This window comes from Ralstonia chuxiongensis (assembly GCF_024158925.1).
GTDB classification, from domain to species: domain Bacteria; phylum Pseudomonadota; class Gammaproteobacteria; order Burkholderiales; family Burkholderiaceae; genus Ralstonia; species Ralstonia chuxiongensis.
In genome coordinates, this window is record NZ_JAMYWC010000007.1 from 52,732 (window position 1) to 73,787 (window position 21,056).

Genomic DNA, 21,056 nt, shown 5'->3' on the forward strand with positions numbered 1-21,056 from the left:
GGCCGTTCTCGTGGTCGACCGACGACGCTTCCAAATTTCCCTTGACGGCCCATGATGGGCATCATATGATGATCCTCATATTCTGAGTCAATGATTAATGACCCACCGCCGAAGCCGACGCAAGGAAGAGACACATCAGCGCATCCTTGATGCAGCTGCGCGTGTCATTCGCAGCCGGGGCTATGAGGGCTTCGGAGTTGCTGAGGTGATGAATCAAGCCGGGCTGACACACGGCGGCTTCTACGCTCACTTCAAGTCGCGGGACGCACTCTTTGTGGAAGCGCTCGAGCGCGCCAGTCGCGACATCGCCAGTGAGGCCGCGCTTGTAACTCGGCAATGGGCGGGCCCGGAGATTAGCGGGTTCCGCTGCCTAGTCGAGGTTTATTTGGCAGATCGGTTTTTGAGCTCACTGGATGGCGGTTGCCCGGTTGCTGCGCTCGCGACGGAGATGCCGCGGCAATCGGGATCCGTGCGGCAGGCCTCAGTTGTGCATGTGCAGCAGCTTATTTTGACGGTGCGCTCCACGCTTGCAGCGTCACATCGTGAGGCGGCAAGTATGGTGGCTGGATCGCTCATCGGTGCGTTGCAACTCGCGCGCACGTTGGGAGATAACCCCCGAGGGCGAGCACTTTTATCGGCGGCTCGGGACTCATTGATTCAGCTCTACGACACGCCGACGCAGGCGCGCTCGGCGCCCTCGTAGGGGCGTCAGCGTATCGCAATCCCTGTCGGCGCGCCAAAAAATATGATGATCATCATAATTTGTGTGATACCAGCAACTTCGGAGGTGGCCCTGAAGATTGGGAACGCAGTTGTCGCTAGATGAACTTTTTGCCGACGTTCAGACCGAGCGTGTCCGACGAGGCCTAGTCGTGATCAGTCCATCTACCGCCCCTCGGCCTCGTATCGTCCCGCGTTGAACATAAGACAAAGTCGCATTTTTTCAACTTGCGCCTGCGCTTGGCGAAGGAAGCGCCCCTGTCAAAGGTTAGCAAACAGTTCCGCTAACTGGGGGCAATCGAATATGGATCCGGATTGCTGCCGGTGTCGGTCGGGACGGAGCCTGTCCGTCGCGGTGCCGTCAGACTTTAGGTGCGAGTTCGGCTCGTCTAGTCCGAACAAATAGATCAATAAATTGGAGACACACAATGAATCTTTGGAACCTCGGAGCACGCTCTGGTCGTGCCGCGAGCCTGAGCTCAAGGTGCAGGCTATGAGCGTTCCTTATGACTTCGACTACATCGTGATTGGCTCCGGCTTCGGTGGCAGCGTGTCTGCCTGCCGCCTAACCGAAAAGGGCTATTCAGTGGGTGTTATGGAGATGGGAAAGCGTTGGGCGGCCAAAGACTTTCCCAAGAGCAACTGGGACGCACGACGTTGGATGTGGCTGCCGGGTATGAAAATGCACGGCTTCTACAACATGCGGTTGTTTCGCCACGTCATGGTCTTGAGCGGCAACGCGGTTGGCGGGGGATCTATTACCTATGCCAACGCGCTGTTAGTTCCCCCCGACAAAGTTTGGGATGAAGGTCCGTGGGCCGACTTGCAAGACTGGAAAAACATCATGCCACGGTACTACGCCATGGCAGAGCGAATGTTGGGTGTGACCGAAAACAAGCTCCTGGGCGAGGCTGATCTGCGGCTGAAGAAGATGGCCGAGTTGCACGGTGTAGCCAACACCTTCCACAGCGGCCGCGTCGCAACTTTCTTCGCGCCAAACGGCGAACCCGGCGGCCAAACCTACCCTGATCCCTATTTCGATGGCGATGGTCCAGAGCGTGGGACGTGCGTTGGCTGCGGTGGTTGCATGGTGGGTTGCAAGCACAACGCCAAGAACACGCTCGATAAGAACTATCTCTATTTCGCGGAAAAGCGCGGTGCTCAAGTCTTTGCCGAAACCAAGGTGGTAGACGTGCGCCCCCTTAACGGAAAGCAAGACGGTAGTGAAGGCTACGAGATTTTCACCGAGCGCTCCACCGCTTGGTTTAACAAGCAGCGGCGCAGCTTCCGCTGCCGGGGTGTGGTGTTCGCAGCGTCCTCGTTGGGCACGATGGAACTGTTGTTTCGGTTGAAACAACGAGGCTCCTTGCCGCGCGTTAGCGACGACCTTGGCAGGCGCGTGCGGACCAATGCCGAATCGCTCGTCGGCGTGCGCTTCCCTGCAAAGGACAAGAGCATGTCACCTGGCGTAGCTGGTGGTGCAGGGGTCTACATCGACGAGCGAACGCACATAGGAGCAGTGCGTTATCCGGAAGGGTCGGACGCCACAGGCCTCATGATGACCTTGCTGTGCGGGGGGCGTGCTGGATGGACGAGGATTTTCGCGTGGCTGTGGACTCTTGTGAAACACCCTGTCCAAGCGATCCGCGTGCACAACCCCATAGGGTTCGCTCGGCAAACCGTCCTGTTTGTAGTGATGCAGACAGTTGATGCGTTCATCAACATACAGTTCAAACGCCGCTGGTATTGGCCTTTCGCAAAGCAGCTGTGTACCAGCGGTAACCCGATTCCCACCTTTATCCCTGAGGCAAATGCGTTTGTTGAAAAGGGGGCAAAAGCGCTGGGCGGCATCCCTACGACGTTGCTAACCGAGATTCTGTTCAACATTCCTACGACAGCCCATTGCATGGGGGGCTGCGCAATGGCGGACTCGCCAGAGCGAGGCGTGATGGATGCTCAAAACCGCGTCTTTGGTTATCAAAACATGCTGATCTGCGATGGCTCGATGCTTAGCGCCAATCTAGGCGTGAACCCGAGTTTGACTATCACTGCGCTGACCGAACACGCAATGTCCCACGTTCCACCGAAAGCACCCGCTCCACGCACCTTATCGAGTACTCCTCATGTCCAATCAGTCCACATCTAACGCCAGCTTGTTGAACCAGCCCTTACGCTTGCCGAATGGCAGCATCGTTCGTAACCGCCTCGCCAAATCTTCCATGAGCGAAACGCTGGGAACGTACGACAACCATGTCACGCCTAAACTCGTAGAGTTATACCGGCGTTGGGCTGCATCGGGCATTGGTCTACTTCTGACCGGTAACGTGATGATCGATCGCCGCGCGCTGGGCGAACCTGGCAACGTTGTCATCGAAGATGAATCCGATCTGCTCCTCCTGCAGCAATGGGCTCGCGCGGCTACCGATCAAGGCGCGGCTTTGTGGGTGCAGCTGAACCATCCCGGAAAGCAGTCCCCAAAGGGGCTGAACGCGAGCAATCTATCGCCCTCTGCTGTCCCATTTCGCGAAGACATGGCAGCGTTCTTTGAAACGCCTCGAGAAGCCACAACCACGGAAATCAACGACATCATCCGGCGTTTCGGGCGCAGCGCAGGCATCTGCAAGAAAGCCGGCTTCAGCGGCGTGCAGATCCACGGCGCCCATGGCTATCTCATTAACCAGTTCCTGTCCCCTCATCACAATCGTCGCACCGACGAATGGGGCGGCACCCCCGAGAACCGTCGCCGTTTCGTAATGGCTGTCTACTCGGAAATCCGTCGCCAAGTCGGCGCAGATTTCCCGGTTGGGATCAAACTCAATTCTGCCGATTTTCAGCGCGGCGGCTTTACCGAAGAGGAGTCGATGGCCACCATCCGTGCACTCGTGGAGGCCGGCATCGACTTGATCGAGATATCCGGAGGCACTTATGAGGCGCCAGCCATGAGCGGTGCCTTCCAAAAACCGCAAAAAGCGTCGACGGTGGCACGCGAAGCGTACTTCTTAGAGTTTGCCGAAAAGGTCAGAGCTGAGGTCCAAGTGCCGCTGATGGTAACCGGAGGCTTCCGCACGGCCGAGGGCATGAACAGTGCCCTAAGTTCAGGTGCACTCGACATCATTGGTGTCGCTCGCCTCTTGGCGATTGATCCGGATGCGCCGGCTGCTTTGCTAAACGGACGCGACAGCTCTCAGCGTGTGCGGCCGATCAAGACTGGTATCAAGCCGGTGGACCGCATGGGAATTATGGAGGTCCTCTGGTACACGCGCCAACTGAAGCGTATCGCGGAGGGGGGTAACCCTCGCCCGAACGAAAGTGCCCTAACGGCCTTTCTCAAAAGTTTGGTGAATAGCAGTTGGGGCAACTATCGCACCAAGCGCATGAGAGCTTGATTGTCGCCCCTTTTTCTTTTGATGGTCGCTATGCCGGCCACGCAGCGCGGACACAAGCAGGAACTGAATCGCAAGTGCCGAATTTTCTTGTCCGGAGTGGCGGAGGCCACCAATCACTCCTTGACAATTATCTAACCTGAATCGAAGCCATGTATCACCTACTGAAGACAAGCCTGCTCGGATTCGCCTTGGCAGCAACGCTCATTTCAACGACAGGAGCCGCAGCCGACACTCCGCTGGACGGTCCGAAGATGACCTCGCCATCGGAGCAAGAACAAGCGGTCACCTGGAAGAATGTGCCAACGCAAACCATCAAGGTTGACGGAGTCGACTTCGCATACCGCGAGCTTGGTAAAAACCATGGCGGCACGCCGGTGGTGTTCCTTACCCACCTGGCGGCCGTACTCGACAACTGGGACCCGCGCGTCGTGGATGGTTTCGCGGCGGAACATCATATTGTCACGTTCGACAATCGAGGCATCGGTGCGTCCAGCGGCTCAGCGCCGAGTTCAATTGAGGCGATGGCAGATGATGCAATCGCTTTTATCAAAGCGATGGGGTTCAAACAGGTCGATCTGTTGGGCTTTTCGATGGGCGGAATGATTGCGCAAGAAATCGTGCTCAAGGAGCCGCAACTCGTCCGCAAGATGATTCTCGCCGGCACGGGGCCCGCTGGTGGCGAGGGTATCAGCACGGTTTCCGGCGTAACGTTCTACGACATTCTTCGTGGTGCTCTCACCCGCCAAGATCCAAAGCAGTATTTGTTCTTCACCCGCACACCAAACGGTATTGAGGCCGGCAAGGCATTCCTGGAGCGGTTGAAGGAACGCTCGGAAAACCGCGACAAGGAGATCGCTACATCTGCGTTCTTGACACAGTTGGAAGCGCTGCGCGTCTGGGGATTGAAGGAGCCAGCGGATCTGTCAGTTGTCAAAAATCCGGTGCTGATCGTTAACGGCGATAACGATCGCATGGTTCCGACTAAGAACTCAGAAGACCTAGCGCGACGTCTGCCTAATAGCAGCCTCATCATCTATCCCGATGCTGGCCATGGTGGGATCTTTCAGTACTACACGGATTTTGTTCCTAAGGCGCTGGAATTCCTCGCTCGATAACCTGAAGCTCAACTGCATTCTTGCCCGTAAATCATTACAGCACCCGAAAATAAGTTGATCAATTTACTTTTAAAATTGGCTTTGTCGCCTGATTTCCTCATCCAGTGCGATTCTTTCCTATTTATACAGGAAGACCGACATGACTCATACCCACCTCACTGCTCCGACGCATTACGTGGAAGTCGATGGAAACAGATTTGCCTACCGCCGTTGGGGTAACAGTACGACCGGTGAGCCGCCATTGTTCTTCCTCCAACACTTCCGTGGTGGAATGGATCATTGGGATCCACTCATGACGGACGGCTTGGCCGCGGGGCGCGAAGTGATCTTATACAACGGCCGCGGCATAGCTTCCTCTTCTGGAAAGCCACGCACCAGAATTGAGGATATGGCAGATGATGCGGCCGCTGTTATACGTGCGCTTGGTCTTCGCAAAGTTGACGTCTTAGGATTCTCACTGGGTGGATTTCAGGCTCAAGATCTGACGCGACGCCATCCCAGCCTTGTGCGAAAGCTGATGCTTCTTGGTACAGGGCCACGTGGTGGCAATCCTGATATGGACCCAGGTGTGATGGATGCGGGGCCGCGTCCGGTGCCCACCGTGGAGGACTTCTTGTTCCTATTCTTCGGTCGGTCGGAAGCGGCGAAACAAGCCGGGCTTGACTTCTGGAAACGCAGGCATGAGCGCGTAGATCAAGATCCGCCCAGTTCCCCGGAAGTCATGCAAGCTCAGATGGAAGCAAACATGTATTACTTGCCGAAGCTCGATCCCAAAGATCCTTTTGCACATTTGCGGGAGATCAAGCAGCCAACGTTCATTCTTAACGGCGTGAATGACATTATGGTTCCGACAATTAACTCGTGGCACATGGCGCAGAACATTCCGAATGCCCAATTGTTCATCTATCCAGACGCAGGTCACGCGGCTCAGTTTCAGTATCCGTCGCGCTTCTTGAAGCACGCTACCCAATTTCTTAATGAGTAAAATTGATTGTCTTATCGATTTCAACGACTTAAATTTTCTGATAAAGAATTTTAGATAAGATCATGTTCAGATTCAAAATCGTCCTGTTTGTTCTCGCAAAGCTATTGCAACGAGCGGCAAAAAGTAATCCGGATTGTGTGAGTCATGTAAAGGGGAAGGATTTGATATTCCAAATTCGCACGGTGCAAGGGGTAGGGCGTTATTTCATGGTGAAAAATGGGGAAATAACGTCGACTTCTGGGCTGGCGAAAAATCCAAAATTTACATTGACATTTAGAGATGGAAAAAGTGGGTTCTCTGTTCTTTCGGCGAAGAACGGAAAAGAGGCATTCCTCTCTGCGCTGGGGAAGAAGGACCTCGTCGTCAGCGGTGATTTTATTGAAGTAATGTGGTTCCAAATGCTGGCTGACTATTTGAAGTCGGAATAAAGAAAAATTTGGCGCCTGACAAAGGCGATTCCGCGTGCTTTGGTTTTAGGCCCTCTCGGTCACCAAATTTTGATGCCAACAAGCCTTGGAGGATATTTTGCTTAATAAATCTGAATATATCGAGTTGAAGTATTCGACGAAACAAACAGAAGCCGTTGAAATGTGGATCCGGCGTTTCGGCGCAGTAGATTCAAAGGAGCTCGATCTTGGGGTGTTGATGGCCATCCATGAATGGGTGATGGAAGGCTGGGTGCCAACTGATCAAAGCGAAGGACGTTAGTGGGGCTCAGACGATCGCCCGGGGGCTTCTTTTATTGACGGCAATCGTCTTTGAATCTCCGGAGGCAGTCTTGCTCCAGATTTTCATCATTCGGTTTGGCGCGTGAATTGCCCCGGCTCTGCCGAGTGCAGACTGGCGTCGACAAGGGCTTCGCCAGACTGGTAATCACGGCGAACTCGCGCATCTCCGCCAACTTGGCCTGAGCTGGTGTCCGCCTGCCCTCAATTTCCGCCAAGCCTTTCGGAAGATTGCCAAAGCGCCCCTCGGCGACCCTCAACATCACATGTTGCACGGCGTTGACCGGCTCCTACCTATTTCCCGCGATTAGGAAGCTGGCGATGAGGAGTCCGTTCCCCTGAGGAACGGTTAAGAAGAGACGGCTCGCTGGTCGTCTCGAGGCAGCTCGAAGCCATTGGATTGCCGGCGCTAATTGTTCTCTGCTGCGCCGCTCTCAGCGTGCGACAGGAATTCCAATGCCTTGGGTACGAAGTCTGCGTAGTGCTGAAAGATGCCTCCGTGCCCCGCGTCTGGATAGATGATGAGTTGCGCATTGGGAATGCGGCGAGCCATGTCGTGGCTTAGCGCCGTCGGGACCATGATGTCGTTGTCTCCATTGGCGATCAAGACAGGCATCCGCAGGCTGGTAAGGTTCTGCGGCATTTGCTGGCCCCAGGCCTTGATCGCTTTGAGTTGACGGAGGAATGCGCGAGGTGTCGGTCCCTTGTCGCGATCGTTCTTGCGTTCCTTCAGTCGCCCCAAGAACGCCTTTGCTGCCTGCCGGCCATTGGCCGTGGAGGTAAAGAATAGATAAGTCTTGGGATCACGCAGCGTCAGCAGGCCCTTGAGTATCAGTGGCCAAGAGATGGCCCCCACACGATCGATGTTCTGACCGCCCGCGGGACCCGTTCCCGTGAGGATGAGTTTGCGCACCAGAGTTGGCGCTTTTATAGCTACGTCCTGCGCCACGAAGCCGCCGAGCGAAAAGCCGAGCAGATCGACCTGATCGAAACCCATGGTGCGGATCAGTGCGACGGTATCGCGGGCCATTTCTTCCACGGTCACAGGTGCGATGCCGCCAGATAAACCAATCCCTCTGTAGTCAATGGCAATGACGTGGTGCTTGCGGGCCAAGCCGTCGACGATACGAGGGTCGAAGTTGTCTAGCACTGCACCCCAATGATTGAGTAGGATCAGGGGGATTCCGCCCCGAGGGCCTAGTTCGCGGTAAGCGAAGGCTCCTCTTTCTGTCCTGACCATCTTGTTCGGTGCTTCGGCATAAGGCATTGCCGATTGGGTTTCTGGATTGAACCTGGTCACCATTGCCTCCTTTGCGTTTCGGTTTTCATGCGTTGACATTGACAACGGTGCGACCTCGCACCTGGCCTCGAAGTACTAAGTTGGCGATGCCAGGTACTTCGGTCAAGCCGATCACCTGTGTGGCGTGTGCAAGCTTGACCAGATCCAGATCGGTGGCAAGGCGATCCCATGCCTGCAGCCTGACGTTCCGCGGTGTATTGACAGAGTCGATGCCTGCTAGGGTTACGTTGCGCAGGATGAAAGGCAGCACAGAAGCGGGCAAGTCTGCGCCCTGCGCGAGCCCGAAGGCCGCCACGGCGCCGCGGTAGCGCGTTTGGGCCAACACATTGGCCAGTGTGTGGCTTCCCACGGAGTCGATCGCGCCGGCCCAGCGTTCCTTGGCGATCGGTGCGCCCGGTTCCGACAGCGTGCGGCGATCGATGATTTCTGCGGCACCTAACTCCCGTAGGTACTTGGCCTCCTCTAGGCGCCCAGTGGAGGCCACTACCTTATAGCCGAGCTTGGACAGCAAAGCGATTGCGATGGACCCAGCTCCACCACCTGCCCCAGTCACGAGCACATCCCCTTTGTCAGGCGTCAGTCCGGCGTGCTCCAGTGCGAGCACAGACAGCATTGCGGTGTATCCGGCGGTGCCGATGGCCATGGCATCGTGCGTTGAAAACACATCAGGCAGTTTGATCAGCCAGTCGCCGCTTACGCGCGCCTTCTGCGCGAAACCTCCATGGTGTGTTTGACTCAGACCCCAGCCGTTGGCGACAACGCGGTCGCCCACCGCGAACCTTGCGTCCGACGATGCCTCGACGATGCCCGAAAAGTCGATGCCCGGAATCAATGGGAACTGGCGAATCACTGGTGCGCGACCAGTGATCGCCATCGCGTCCTTATAATTCACCGCCGAATATTCAATCGCGATAGTGACGTCGCCCGGCATCATGTCGGCTTCGTCGAAGTCGACCAAGGGGGTGGAGATTGCATCGCCCGTTTTGGCTGCGAGAAGCGCCTTGAAAGTCATGGTCATGGCCCCTTTGGGCATTGGGTTCATTTGTCGATCCCATGCGGATAGGCCAAAAATGAGCCAATGGCTGCTCGATCCGCCGCAAGGGTGAGATGCTCTGCGCCACCACCGCCCCAACCCGTGAAACAAGCGTCACCCATAGCGCAACGCTGTAACTTGTAGTGCTTGGCGAATAACGCACGGCGTGAGTTTCGAGAACGACGGGGTGAGTCTCAGGCGCGTGGCAGATAGCGCTCGGCCGCGTGCGCTTGTCGAATGTCCGACATTAGTCCTTGGCGCGCACCGTCTAAGGTATCCCAGCGCTCCGCAACATGCAGCGGCGGGATCGTGACCAGCTCGCGGCGGTCGAAACCTACCAGTGCCGCATCCACCAACTCGTCGACCTCCATCACCTCGGGGAGGCTATTGACGTCAATGCCGGCGCGCTCCCAGATCTCGGTGCGGGTCGATGCGGGAAGCACCGCTTGGACGTAGACGCCCTTGGGCGACAATTCCAAGTTCAAGCCTTGCGACAGGAATAGCACGAAGGCTTTGGTGGCGCCGTAGATGGACATGCCGAACTCAGGGGCGAAACCTACCACCGACCCAATGTTGACGATCGCACCCGCACCGGACTGTGCGAAGCGCGCGGCAACCGCGCCTGCGAGCCGAGTCGGTGCCGTGGTGTTGAGTGTGATCAGGCGGTCGATACCTTCAGCGGTCTGCTGGACGAAGCTGCCCGACTGGGCCATGCCGGCGTTATTGATCAAGACGCCGATGCGCGAGTCATCGCGCAGGCGAGTTTCGAGCGCTGACAGGTCGGCGGAGTGTGTGAGGTCAGCCTGCAGGACTTCGACGGCCACATTGCTTTCTTCGCGCAGCCGCGCAGCCAGGGCATCCAGGCGCGATTTGTCGCGCGCAACCAACACGAGGTCGTGGCCACGGCGGGCGAAGCGCTTCGCGTAGGTGGCACCGATGCCGCTGGAGGCGCCGGTGATAAGGACAGTAGGAAGGCTGGTCATAGGTACTCCCCTTTTTAAAGGTCGTTATGGCAAGGCGCAGGCACTGGCGTGCTTTAGCCCGAGATGGTCGGGTAGTCGATGTAGCCTGCAGCGCCACCACCGTAAAGCGTGGCCGGGTTGATCTGTGTAAGCGGTGAGCCGGTCTTCAGGCGTTCGACGAGATCGGGGTTGCTGATAAACGGACGGCCAAAGGCGAACAGGTCAGCCTTGCCATCGTTCAGTTGTGCGGTGGCAGATTCGAGGTCATACCCGTTGTTGGCCAGATAGGTCTGCTTGAACTGGCGGCGTAACGCGTCATAGTCGAAAGGGGCGATATCACGCGGACCACCAGTCGCGCCTTCGACGACGTGCAAGTAGACGACTCCTAGCGCGCTGAGTTGCGAGACGATGTATTCGTACTGTGTCTGCGGGTCACTGCTAGAGATGCCGTTCGCGGGCGAAACAGGGGAAATACGCACCCCAGTGCGCTCGGCGCTGATTTCTTTCACAACTGCGGCGACAACTTCGAGCGCCAAGCGAGCGCGGTTTTCAATCGAGCCACCATAGGCGTCAGCGCGCTGGTTTGCCCCGTCTTTGATGAATTGCTCCAGCAGATAACCATTAGCGGCGTGGATCTCGACGCCGTCGAAGCCCGCAGCGATGGCGTTGGCTGCGGCTTGGCGAAAATCGTTCACGATGCCCGGCAGTTCGTCGAGTTGCAGGGCCCGTGGCTCAGACACGTCCACAAATCCGTTATTGACGAAGGTTTTGGTCTCAGCGCGGATCGCTGACGGCGCGACAGGTGCCGCACCCCCGGGCTGGACGTCGACATGTGAGACGCGGCCCACGTGCCAAAGCTGGACGAAGATGAGGCCGCCTTTGGCGTGCACGGCTTCCGTTACCTTGCGCCAGCCGGCAATTTGTTCGGGCGTGTACAGGCCCGGTGTGTCCTGATAGCCCTGGGCTTGGGCCGACACCTGAGTGGCTTCGGTAATGATCAAGCCAGCGGAGGCGCGCTGGCCGTAGTAGGTCGGAGCCAATTCGCTGGGCACGAGACCCGCACCCGCACGGTTACGGGTCAAGGGCGCCATGACGATGCGATTGGCGAGCTTCAAATTACCCAGGACGTAGGGTTCGAAAAGCGACTTTTCGATCATGTTGGTGTGGTCTCTCTAAATGAAGGGGGGCTTTTATGATGATCATCATAATCTAACGTGTCAACACTTTGATGATGATTGACATCAATGTATAGTTGGGACATTAGGCAGACACGCAGACAAAGCATGAAGGTCACCAAAGCACAGGCGCAGGCCAACCGCGCGCGCGTTGTTGAGACGGCATCCAATCTGTTTCGGGAGCGCGGCTACGACGGGGTTGGCGTTGCCGATTTGATGGCTGCCGCTGGCTTTACTCACGGCGGCTTTTACAAACAATTTCGCTCGAAGGCGGACCTGATGGCAGAGTCGGCCGCCTGCGGCATCGCAAAGACAGCCGAAATGACCACCGGCGTGAATATGTCGGAATTCGTACGGCTGTATCTCTCTCGCGATCACCGCGACAGCCGCTCGACCGGTTGCACGCTGGCCGCGCTGGGCGGGGATGCCGCACGTCAACCAGAATCCGTCCGAACGGCCTTTGCGGCCGGTATCGAGAAGCAGCTCGCTGCACTGAATGTTGGGTGCAAGGTGGACAGTGTTGAAGCGGGCAGGGCAAGAGCCCGGTCTCTCGACATACTGGCGCACGCCGTCGGCGCCCTTGTCATGTCGCGTGCCTGTCCGGACGATTCGCCGCTGGCAGATGAGATCCTATCAGTGTGCCGCGACACGATCCTCGCGCTGCTGAGTCCATCTTCTGCAACCGGAACGCGCGCGCGCACTTCCCGATGATCACCAAGCAGATTCAGGATGAGGTACTGCCAATGAGCGTCGATCAGACTATCGAGCGTTGGAACGCAGACGAGGCAGCAATACGTGCCCGGTTGAGAGAAGCCGATGCAGCCCCTCAGGAGCAGGTCGCCGGACGATCTGGCATGGAAATCTTCGAGGCAATCTTCGCTGGCGAGCTTCCACCGCCGCCGATGGGCGAAACGCTCGACTTCATTCCGATCCGCATGGAGCACGGTGTGGCAGTGTTCCAAGGGCGGCCACAACGTCGACACTACAACCCGCTAGGTACTGTGCACGGCGGCTGGTTCGCGACCCTCCTCGACTCGGCCGTTGGATGTGCGATTCACACCATGTTGCCGGCGGGCAAGGGGTACACCACGCTCGAACTCAAGGTGAACATGGTCCGGGCACTCAGCAGCGATGTGCCGCTTGTGCGTGCTGAGGGGAAGGTGATCCATGTAGGCCGCCAGGTCGCCACTGCTGAGGGACGCATCGTCGGGCCAGACGGCAAGCTGTACGCCCATGCAACCACTACCTGCCTGATCCTCAGCTACCCTGCTTCCGCGACAAGGAGCGCTCCATGAGCATGCCCGACATCGTCGCAACATTGCGCTGAAAGCGCTTCGCTCGCTAGCGAGCAAAGACAGTGTGACGTGTGAAGACGATGTCGGAGCTTGGGCCGGCATTGCGCCGGCCCTATACCAGGTAGCTGCCGTCAGAACTTATATCCGACGGACAGCAGCGAGATCAGAGGATTGATCTTGAGCTTCGTTGTGCTGGTCACGGGCCCCAGCGCCGATTGCGTGGTCAACGTTGCCCGAGTCGAAAGCCACATATATGAGACCGAAAAATCAACCGACCAGTGGTCGTTGATGTTGTAGGTGAGCCCGGCATTGACCACCGGGGCGAACGAACTGCTCAACTTCGCGGTTGTGGGCCCTTCCAGTGCATTCCCGAATGCAGGCGAGTAAAGAAAGGCCCCGCTGGCAGCAGCCGATTCCAGCTTTACACCACTGAACCAGACGTAAGACACGCCCGCACCAAGATACGGACGAATGTTGCTCTTGGCATCGTTGAAGTAGTACTTCAAGAGTAGTGCCGGACTCCACTCATACGCTGAGCCAACTTGGCCGAGCGCACTAAGAGATCCCGTGCCGGTCAGCCTGAATCTCGGGGGCACACCAAGTGCAGCGGCGGCGGCAATGTGGTCGGTAACGAAATATGTGGCGGTCAGCCCCACCGTGTCGGTATCGGCGATCGATGCGCCGGTACCAACTGCGGTTACGCTTGAGCCGAGGGCATTGACCGTAAGGGGTTGGCTGGAATCTTGTGGCGCGAAGTGAAACCAGCCGACGTTCACGACGAAATCTCCCGCGCTTTGCGCGTGGGCCACAGCACTCATCACCAGTGCGGCTGCACCGGCAAACACTCGCTTCTGCAACATCCTATCTCCTCCGTTTTTTACGGTTATGGTTGATACATATTTCGATGAGCGGAGCCTCCTGCCTCTGCCTCTTCAGTAGCGTTTGCATCACGTTGGTTTGACGGCAATGGGTCAATGCGATTGAGCTGTACTCGCGGCGGGAATTTGCGCCATCGCGTACTCGGCGAGCGCTGTGATAGTGAGCGCCGGATTGACGCCAGGATTTGCTGGCATCGCGGCGCCGTCGCACACCAATAGATTCCGGTAGCCGAAGACGTGCAGATTCCTGTCGACTACGCCGCGCGCTGCGTCGGAGCCGATGACAGCGCCACCGAGCACGTGAGCAGTAGTCGGAATGTTCCCAAGGGCCTCCAGCACGTTGCTTTGTGCTATGCCGCCTGTCCGTTTGGCCAGCCATTCGGCTGCCTGATTGCCGCCATCGATATACGTTGGGTTGGGCCTGTCACGGTTCTGCTCAGTGACTAGTCGATAGCCATCGCCTAGCCAACGCTTCTTCGGACGCAGCGTGATTGCGTTGTCCAGCGCCTGCATTACCAACAGCATCACCATGCGTCGGCTCCAGCCGACCGGCCACAGAGTCCTCAGCCACCTCACCGGGTGCAGCACGATGTTGCCCAGCCATTTGAGCGGCCGCGTTAGTCGATTGCCATTCCCGACCAACAGCGTGTAGAGGAGGCTAAGGAGGTCGGCGTTGCGGCCGTAAGTGAGGAACTCGATGTGGGTGTCGTGGTCGATGTGGACGCTGATACTCGCCGTGACATCGTTCCACGTTTTGAGGTCCTCGGGCAGGCGCACGGTCAGGATTGATTCGCTGTTAGTGCGAACCAGTTGTCCTAGGCGATCACTGATTCTTGGCAGTGACCCACCGTGCTTGCAGTTGGCCAGCAACTCATTCGTGCCGAGCGCCCCACCTGCAAACACAACGCCCTGTGCGGTATGCGTTTGCCGGTCACGGGAGAACCAGGCCCCAGGACGCTCCGTGATCACTCGATAGCCATCACTACCGTCGCCGGCGCCAATTGGGGCCACGTCAACGACCTCACGTTCGGCCAGGACTCTTGTGCCACGCTTCTCGGCAAACCATAGGTAGTTCTTCTGCAGCGAATTCACGGCACCTACGCGGCACCCCACCATGCAGGCGCCGCACCTTGTGCACCCCGTGCGGTCCGGGCCTTCGCCGCCAAAGTAGGGGTCTTTGACGGTCTTGCCCGCCTCGCCGAAGAACACCCCACAAGACGCACGGGACAAAGTGTCTTCAACGCCGAAGTGGCGCGCCATCTCTCGGGCCAGTTGTTGGTTGGGCGAATCGAAGGGCACCGTCTCGACGCCGAGCATGTATTCGGCCGTGTCGTAGTGCGGTTGCAGCAGTTCGCTCCAGCGACCAAGCGTGTGCCATTGTTCATTCTCGAAGAACTCCGGTTTGGCGCGGTAAAGCACGCCACCGTAGACTGTGCTGCCACCGCCGACGCCCGCCTGGCTTGGAAAGAAGACATGGCGAAACAACGACATACGCATGATGCCCCTCAAGCCCAGTGCTGGCGCCCAGATGTACTTGCTGAGCTGCCACGCAGACTTAGGCAGATCTTCATCGCGATAACGCCGGCCGCGCTCGAGTACGCCTACGCGATAGCCTTTTTCTGCAAGCCGCAGCGCCGAGACGCTACCGCCGAAACCGGAGCCAATCACCAGCCAGTCGAAGTCGAAATTCGTACTTGTCACAATGAAATCCTCTACCTTCCGTCGCGGCCTAGCGATGGCCGGCGCCACCGCTTGCGACACAGTGCATGCGCGAGATAACGCAATCGAAGCTCACGCTTTTGCTTCAGAATCACGCGTGGATCCAGCCGGCAAATTGACCGGCCACGGAACTCCAAACACAGCGCGTCATAGTGCAATGCGTCGGACAACCCATCGGGTGAGTACAGATGGCGCCAGGCGCGTGGCGAGCGACAGCACGCTTGCTTGCAAACCGACAGTCCAGTGCGTCTTGTGGAGGAATCTCTTTGTCGTTGCACAGGCCCACACGGTGGACGCGACATCGATCGGCGTCAGTCGAATACCCAATGACTTCGCGCTGGGAATGTGGCCGAAATCATCAGACATTGGAGTCTTCACGAAGCTCGGCCAAACATCGCTCACGCGAATACCGAACTCGCTCCACTCAAGATCGAGCCCCTCAGTGAACCCGCGTACAGCGAACTTGGTCCCCGAGTAGGTCGCAAGCTCGGGCTGGCCATAGATGGCGGTCGCAGAGGCGATGTTGATGACGCGCGAAAGAGGCGTGCCCCGCAAGTACGGAAATGCAGAGTGGCAACCAGTGATCATTCCATGCACATTCACGCTGAGCATCGCGTGGTGCTTTTCCAGCGGAACCTCCTCGAACCGCCCCGATGAGAGAATCCCAGCGTTGTTGAGCAGCACATCAAGTCGCTCGCCACTGTGTACCCAGAATGCAGCCAACGCTTGTTTCCACGCGTTGGGATCGCTCACGTCGAGCGCACCGGAGATGGCGTTGTGCTCACCTAGGGCGGCAGCAATTGAGGCAACGCCGTCCGCGTTGATGTCATAGAGGCCGACGAACCATCCTCGTCGCGCAAACAACTCCGCACAGGCCCGGCCGATTCCGGAAGCAGCGCCTGTCACGAAGATCGCGGGCCTCGGTCCCGTTAAACGAACGCCGGCTGATGTTTGCTCTGTTCGCGTGTTCTGTGCAGTACTGGCGTGCGCATTCATTCTGACAGTCTCCTCTGCGTGTCGGAGTCCGTATCTGGCACGGCAACTGGGCATCCGTAGACTTGCTCAGGGCGGGCTCTTGCCGGACTGCTCGATCAAGGGGCGGTTACGCAGCCTAGGGACAAACTTCTCTAGACCGGCCCGTTCTTTTGGGGTGTGTGTGGACGCCGGGAGGGCCTAGGCATGAGCAGTAACGTTCTTCAACGCCTGCCCCCTCCATTGATCCCGCAGATTCGGTTTATCGATCTTGCCCATCGCGTTTTTTGGCAGGCTATCGATGATGTTGATCGCCACGGGCCGCTTGTACCTTGTCAACCGGGCGACGCAGTGTTCATCCAATGCGGCCGACGTGCCGGTGAATCCGGGGCGAAATGCGACGTAAGCGATGACGATTTCGCCGAGGGTCTCGTGGGGTGCGCCGATGACGGCTGTTTCCAATACTCCAGGAAACTCGGAGAGCACGTCTTCAATTTCCTTTGGATAGATGTTCTCGCCACCCCGAATGATCATTTCCTTCAGGCGCCCGACGATGGAAAGATAGCCATCTCGGTCAATACGCCCGATGTCGCCGGTATGCAGCCAGCCGTCAATAATTGTCTTTGCGGTCTCCTCTGGCTTTCCCAGGTAACCACGCATGACATTGGCTCCTTGGATCAACACCTCGCCGGTTTCGCCCTGTGGCAAATGCATACCGCTCGGGTCGGCGATTGCAATGCGTTGCCCGACGAAAGGCAGGCCGACGGTGCCGGCCTTGCGAAGACCATCAACAGGGTTGATGGTGGATCCGCAGGTGCCCTCGGATAATCCATAGCCTTCGATCAGCGGAAAGCGATAGCGAGCTTCAAAGTTTCTCAGCAATTCCGCTGATGCTGGCGCGGCGCCGCAGATGCCGTAGCGCAGGCTAGACGTATCAGGTTGAATTTGCGCGGGAAGTGCATTGAGCAAGGCGTAGATCGTCGGTACCGCGGAAAAGTAGGTCGGCTGCAGTTGCTCGATGTCGTCAAAGAACGTTTCGATGTCAAAACGCTCGCGAAGCGTGACGCGTCCGCCTACCGAGAGTGGTAAAAGCGTGCTGACCAGGATGGCGTTGACGTGAAACAGTGGCAACACAAGCAGGCAGTGGTCCGCTGCCGTAACTTTGAGCGAGCTCCTCCCCATCTCGGACATCGCTTCGATGTTGGCGTGATCGAGCATGACGCCTTTCGGCAAGCCGGTGGTGCCGCTGGTGTAGATCAGCAGAGCAAGCGCCCCGGGCTCCGTGCATGGCGCCTCGTCGAGCGGTTTGCCGTCCCGCAGGTGGAAGTCCGGCAGTGACTGGACGCCCCGAACCACGATTTCGCCAGTCGCGTTGACGACCAGCTTCGCCCCGGAGTCCTCAATCTGATGGGTTGCTTCCTTGGTGGTGAGGCTAGGCTTGACTGGCGTGACTGCTGCACCCAGGCGCCAAGCAGCGAACATTGCCACCACAAACTCCACCTGATTGGGCAGCATGACGGCGACGACGTCTCCCATCTGGACGCCCAGATCCGCGAATTTCCTCGCTGCTGAGAGAACCCTGGAATGGAACGCGCTGTTTGACAAGGTGGTAGTGGCATCGGCAATGCATGGGGAATCGGGTGCTGATGCAGCACGCAAATCGGGAAGACTGGAGAAATGCATGATTGCTTGCTGGAAGTGTGCGCAGGTGAGCGGTCGGATCAGGCGTTCGCCGATCCAAGCAGGTGCTTTGTTAGGAACTGAGTCTGATCGGACACCAACTGCTCGAAGGCCTCCCCCATGTAGAAATCGAAGTGTCCGGCGTCATAGAGCTTGATCTCGCCGCGCGGTGCGCGGCGCGCCAGGGCGATGGTCTGGCTTGGGGGCGTCACCGTATCGGTGGTACTCACGCAAAACAGGATCGGAGGCTCCACTTTGGCAGCCGAACGTCCGGGCCGGTACGTGACAATCTCCGGGAGCACGCGCGCGGCCACGTGATTGACGAACGCCATGCCCTTTGGCATCAAGGCCAAATAGCCCGGCAAGGCATCATGAGCGTTCATCAAAGCTGGGTGACCAGGTGCTGCAGCGATTGGCACCATCACTGGCGGCCGCCCCAGTAGCTTGGCCGCGAAATCGCGCAGGATGGCCGGGGTAACTTGCAGCGTCCCCGCTAGTCCTAGCGCTGAAGCGGAGGCCAAGCCATCAGTAAACGGACATTGGCTGATGACCGCCCGTAACTCTGGATGCCGGCTGGCCACAGTGATCGCATGACCGCCGCCAAAGGAACTTCCCCATACTGCGATGCGCCTGCCGTCGACCTCAGGGCATGCTTTGGCAAAGCTCAGCGCGGCCTCCCAGTCTGCAAGTTGACGACTCACGGACATCAGTTGGCGGGGGGTGCCGCCGCTGTCGCCGAAGTATCGGTAGGTGAATGCCAGTGTTGCAATTCCTGCGGCAGCAAAGCGTTCCGAGAAGGCGTCAAGACGCATCTCGCGGACTGCGCCAAGTCCGTGCCCAAGAACCACAACGGGCGGATTTTCAACGCCCACCGGCAGGTAAAGCCATGCCGAACAATAGGTTTCACCGGACACAAAGCGAACGTCTCGGCGAGCGAATGTGTAGGAGACTGGTGACATGTTCGTCTTGCTCACGTTTCAGATCCACCGGCCGGCAACGGGAAACGACCGTTCGCGAGCGCTTCTTTGTAAACAGCCGGGTCATAGAGCGGGAGGTCTCCGTCACGGTCAGTGCGCTCGAGGTACTCGACCATCAGAGACTGCGCTGCCTCAGAAGGTGAGATAGTGATGAACTCTGTACGCTCTACGTGTAGCCCCTCTTCAAGGGACATCGAACCTCCGAGATACACCGCCCGCTTGATGGCTCCAATAGCGTCCCTCGGTCGAGAACTCATGTATCTAGCCACCTCAACGGCCCGATCGAGCAACGAGTCCGGTGGGACGACTTCGTCGATCAGGCCAATTTCGAGCGCCTTCTTCGGCGATACGGGGCGGCCTTCAAGCATCATCATGAGCGCCCGATGGGCGCCGACTAGGCGCGTCAATCGTTGCGTACCACCCCCTCCTGGATTGATACCCAGAAGCACTTCCGGTTGGCCGATGAAAAAGTCTCCATCCGCCATCAGGCGAACGTCGCAGGCTTGTGCAAACTCGCTTCCGAGTCCCAGCGCGGAACCATTGAGTGCTGCCACGAAAATGATGCCGCTGCGGTTCATTCGCAAGAACGTGTCGTGCAGCTTGTCGAGTTGCATCCCCCCCTCCAGTGGCGTGGCGGACGCAACTGCCGCCAGTGGTGGCACACGACGCACCGCGGCGGAAGTCCGAGCGATCGCTGACGCCAGGCCGCGGCCCACCGCAGGGATGCTCTTTCCACCTTCTTGCAGCCAACGAACATCGGCATGACCGATGAATCGCCCGGGATGGGTTCCGGTCATCACGACTGCCTTGACGCTGGTGTCTGATTCCACCTTGTCTAGCAACGTGGATAGCTCATTGGCCATGTTCAGGCCCATCAGCCCGAGTGAGCCTCCTTCGAGCCGCACGATGAGTACAGCGCCGCGGGTCTCCACACTGAGGTGCCCGGGCATCGCGGGTGTCTTTTTCATGTCCTGTCTCCTCCGAAGCATGGAGAGCGGGTGCGCTTTCCATTGGTGGTTTCTTGCCCCCGCTGTCGTCGACCGCGTTTCGCACGGCGCGTCAAGTGCACGGGTAGAAGCGGGGCGCAACGACTGCTATGACGGCGGGCGCGAGCGGAAAGATGGGACCACTCTCTTGAAGTGATTCCATCGCGCCAGACAACGTGTCAGGGCAACGCCTAACTGCAATCCTTCGAAGGGATGTCATTTTCAAAGGCCGCTAGCATAACATCGTTATTTGGTATCATAATGATGTTATGGAGCCCTTGCAATATGTCCGTAGATAGGTCAAACCCTGATGCCCGCATGCGTCTCATCGAGGCAACTATTCGCTTGCTTGCGAAGAATGGACCGGGCGAAGTCAAAGCCCGTTCAGTGACGAGCGAGGCGGGTGTCTCGACCATGGGCGTCTACACGCACTTTGGTGGCGTACCAGAGCTTTTGCGCGCTGTGGCAGACGAGGGCCTGCAGAGGTTGGTGGCCGCCTTCGAGCAGGTGCCGATTACGGATGACCCGTTTGCCGATCTATGCGCGCTGTCCTTGGCGTGTCGGGGCGTTGCGCGAAGCAACCCGCATCTGTACGACCTGATGTTTGGTCTTTCCATTCACGGCAGATACGGACCCTCATGGGGTCCTGCGTCGCAAGCTTCGAGCGAACATTCACCCGCGTTCAAGGTTGCCTATACACACCTTGTCAGCGCGTGCACGCGCATGGTTGACGCGAAATGTGTTCGCAAGACGGAACCTTCTCTCATAGCCATGCAACTGTGGAGCGCGGTGCATGGATTTGTCATGCTCGAACTTGCCGGCCATTTTTCCGAGGTTGCTGACCCGCCGTCGGAGATCCTTGTCCCCCTGTGTAGCAATGTGGTGATTGGTTTGGGCGCCGTGCGCGAGAAGGTAGAGGCTTCGACCGCAGCCGTTCTCACTAACTGGGCTGGTCCGTCAAAGACGAAAGCAGAAGTGCTGAGCGCACGAAAATCAAGAAAGCGGAAGTGAACTAAGGCGTAGCCGCTGCCCAGTCCAGATTGACCGATACGTCTTGCACATCTACACGTACATCATTGCGGCATAACGATGAGGTCGTTCGCACCGTGCGAAACACCTGCTTGCGGGGGCCAGAGCATTCGAATATG

The 21,056-nt window shown here is 58.0% G+C and carries 20 protein-coding genes; 10 read left to right on the forward strand and 10 right to left on the reverse strand.

From position 1 onward, the window contains the following. Window positions 1-97: 97 nt before the first annotated feature. The 7 genes from NKG59_RS21450 to NKG59_RS21480 all read left to right on the forward strand — a co-directional run bounded on the left by NKG59_RS21450 (window position 98) and on the right by NKG59_RS21480 (window position 6,914). On the forward strand, window positions 98-703 hold the full coding sequence (locus tag NKG59_RS21450; protein WP_253541145.1) for a TetR/AcrR family transcriptional regulator: 606 nt from the start codon (window positions 98-100) through the stop codon (window positions 701-703). Between the two features lie 510 nt (window positions 704-1,213). After that, window positions 1,214-2,866, forward strand: coding sequence for a GMC family oxidoreductase (locus NKG59_RS21455; protein WP_253541147.1), 1,653 nt, complete (start codon window positions 1,214-1,216; stop codon window positions 2,864-2,866). After that, entirely contained in the window at window positions 2,844-4,106 is a 1,263-nt protein-coding gene (locus NKG59_RS21460; RefSeq protein ID WP_253541150.1) for an NADH:flavin oxidoreductase/NADH oxidase family protein, read from the forward strand. The genes NKG59_RS21455 and NKG59_RS21460 overlap by 23 nt, the downstream gene beginning before the upstream one ends. Before the next feature lie 149 nt (window positions 4,107-4,255). Further along, complete coding sequence (locus tag NKG59_RS21465) at window positions 4,256-5,221, forward strand: alpha/beta fold hydrolase (protein ID WP_253541153.1); 966 nt, start codon at window positions 4,256-4,258, stop codon at window positions 5,219-5,221. A gap of 139 nt (window positions 5,222-5,360) precedes the next feature. Further along, on the forward strand, window positions 5,361-6,206 hold the full coding sequence (locus NKG59_RS21470; RefSeq protein WP_253541156.1) for an alpha/beta fold hydrolase: 846 nt from the start codon (window positions 5,361-5,363) through the stop codon (window positions 6,204-6,206). A 62-nt stretch (window positions 6,207-6,268) separates the two neighbouring features. Next, window positions 6,269-6,634 carry a helicase gene (locus NKG59_RS21475; protein ID WP_253541159.1) on the forward strand — a complete coding sequence of 122 codons (366 nt, stop codon included), beginning with the start codon at window positions 6,269-6,271 and terminating at the stop codon, window positions 6,632-6,634. A gap of 85 nt (window positions 6,635-6,719) precedes the next feature. Beyond that, complete coding sequence (locus tag NKG59_RS21480; RefSeq protein WP_253541162.1) at window positions 6,720-6,914, forward strand: hypothetical protein; 195 nt, start codon at window positions 6,720-6,722, stop codon at window positions 6,912-6,914. Between the two features lie 426 nt (window positions 6,915-7,340). Here NKG59_RS21480 and NKG59_RS21485 read toward each other — a convergent pair whose 3' ends face one another. The 4 genes from NKG59_RS21485 to NKG59_RS21500 form a co-directional block, all read right to left on the reverse strand. Next, window positions 7,341-8,234: an alpha/beta fold hydrolase gene (locus NKG59_RS21485; protein WP_420804045.1), complete on the reverse strand. Its 894-nt coding sequence runs from the start codon at window positions 8,232-8,234 to the stop codon at window positions 7,341-7,343. Between the two features lie 22 nt (window positions 8,235-8,256). Continuing rightward, window positions 8,257-9,243, reverse strand: coding sequence for an acrylyl-CoA reductase (NADPH) (gene acuI, locus NKG59_RS21490; protein WP_253541785.1), 987 nt, complete (start codon window positions 9,241-9,243; stop codon window positions 8,257-8,259). A gap of 215 nt (window positions 9,244-9,458) precedes the next feature. Beyond that, complete coding sequence (locus NKG59_RS21495; RefSeq protein WP_253541165.1) at window positions 9,459-10,247, reverse strand: SDR family NAD(P)-dependent oxidoreductase; 789 nt, start codon at window positions 10,245-10,247, stop codon at window positions 9,459-9,461. A gap of 53 nt (window positions 10,248-10,300) precedes the next feature. After that, window positions 10,301-11,383, reverse strand: a complete 1,083-nt coding sequence (locus tag NKG59_RS21500) for an alkene reductase (protein ID WP_253541168.1) — start codon at window positions 11,381-11,383, stop codon at window positions 10,301-10,303. Window positions 11,384-11,509: 126 nt separating this feature from the next. Between NKG59_RS21500 and NKG59_RS21505 the strand changes: the two genes are divergently transcribed. Both NKG59_RS21505 and NKG59_RS21510 read left to right on the forward strand, forming a co-directional pair. After that, entirely contained in the window at window positions 11,510-12,112 is a 603-nt protein-coding gene (locus NKG59_RS21505) for a TetR/AcrR family transcriptional regulator (RefSeq protein ID WP_253541171.1), read from the forward strand. A 32-nt stretch (window positions 12,113-12,144) separates the two neighbouring features. Further along, the gene (locus NKG59_RS21510; RefSeq protein ID WP_253541787.1) at window positions 12,145-12,696 is read left to right on the forward strand and encodes a PaaI family thioesterase; all 552 of its coding nucleotides are present in this window, start codon (window positions 12,145-12,147) and stop codon (window positions 12,694-12,696) included. A 131-nt stretch (window positions 12,697-12,827) separates the two neighbouring features. Here NKG59_RS21510 and NKG59_RS21515 read toward each other — a convergent pair whose 3' ends face one another. From NKG59_RS21515 to NKG59_RS21540, 6 genes are all read right to left on the reverse strand, one after another. Beyond that, window positions 12,828-13,556, reverse strand: coding sequence for an OmpW/AlkL family protein (locus NKG59_RS21515; RefSeq protein ID WP_253541174.1), 729 nt, complete (start codon window positions 13,554-13,556; stop codon window positions 12,828-12,830). A gap of 111 nt (window positions 13,557-13,667) precedes the next feature. Then, window positions 13,668-15,275 (reverse strand): GMC oxidoreductase, encoded by a 1,608-nt coding sequence (locus tag NKG59_RS21520; RefSeq protein WP_253541177.1) that lies wholly within the window; start codon window positions 15,273-15,275, stop codon window positions 13,668-13,670. A 165-nt stretch (window positions 15,276-15,440) separates the two neighbouring features. Next, on the reverse strand, window positions 15,441-16,289 hold the full coding sequence (locus NKG59_RS21525) for an SDR family oxidoreductase (RefSeq protein WP_253541180.1): 849 nt from the start codon (window positions 16,287-16,289) through the stop codon (window positions 15,441-15,443). 177 nt (window positions 16,290-16,466) lie between these two features. After that, on the reverse strand, window positions 16,467-17,948 hold the full coding sequence (locus NKG59_RS21530; RefSeq protein WP_253541183.1) for a class I adenylate-forming enzyme family protein: 1,482 nt from the start codon (window positions 17,946-17,948) through the stop codon (window positions 16,467-16,469). 38 nt (window positions 17,949-17,986) lie between these two features. Further along, window positions 17,987-18,919 (reverse strand): alpha/beta hydrolase, encoded by a 933-nt coding sequence (locus NKG59_RS21535; RefSeq protein ID WP_253541186.1) that lies wholly within the window; start codon window positions 18,917-18,919, stop codon window positions 17,987-17,989. After that, entirely contained in the window at window positions 18,916-19,890 is a 975-nt protein-coding gene (locus NKG59_RS21540; protein WP_253541189.1) for an enoyl-CoA hydratase/isomerase family protein, read from the reverse strand. The genes NKG59_RS21535 and NKG59_RS21540 overlap by 4 nt, the downstream gene beginning before the upstream one ends. A 336-nt stretch (window positions 19,891-20,226) precedes the next feature. On the opposite strand from NKG59_RS21540, the gene NKG59_RS21545 reads away from it, so the two are divergent. Beyond that, the gene (locus NKG59_RS21545) at window positions 20,227-20,919 is read left to right on the forward strand and encodes a TetR/AcrR family transcriptional regulator (protein ID WP_253541192.1); all 693 of its coding nucleotides are present in this window, start codon (window positions 20,227-20,229) and stop codon (window positions 20,917-20,919) included. Window positions 20,920-21,056 lie beyond the last annotated feature (137 nt).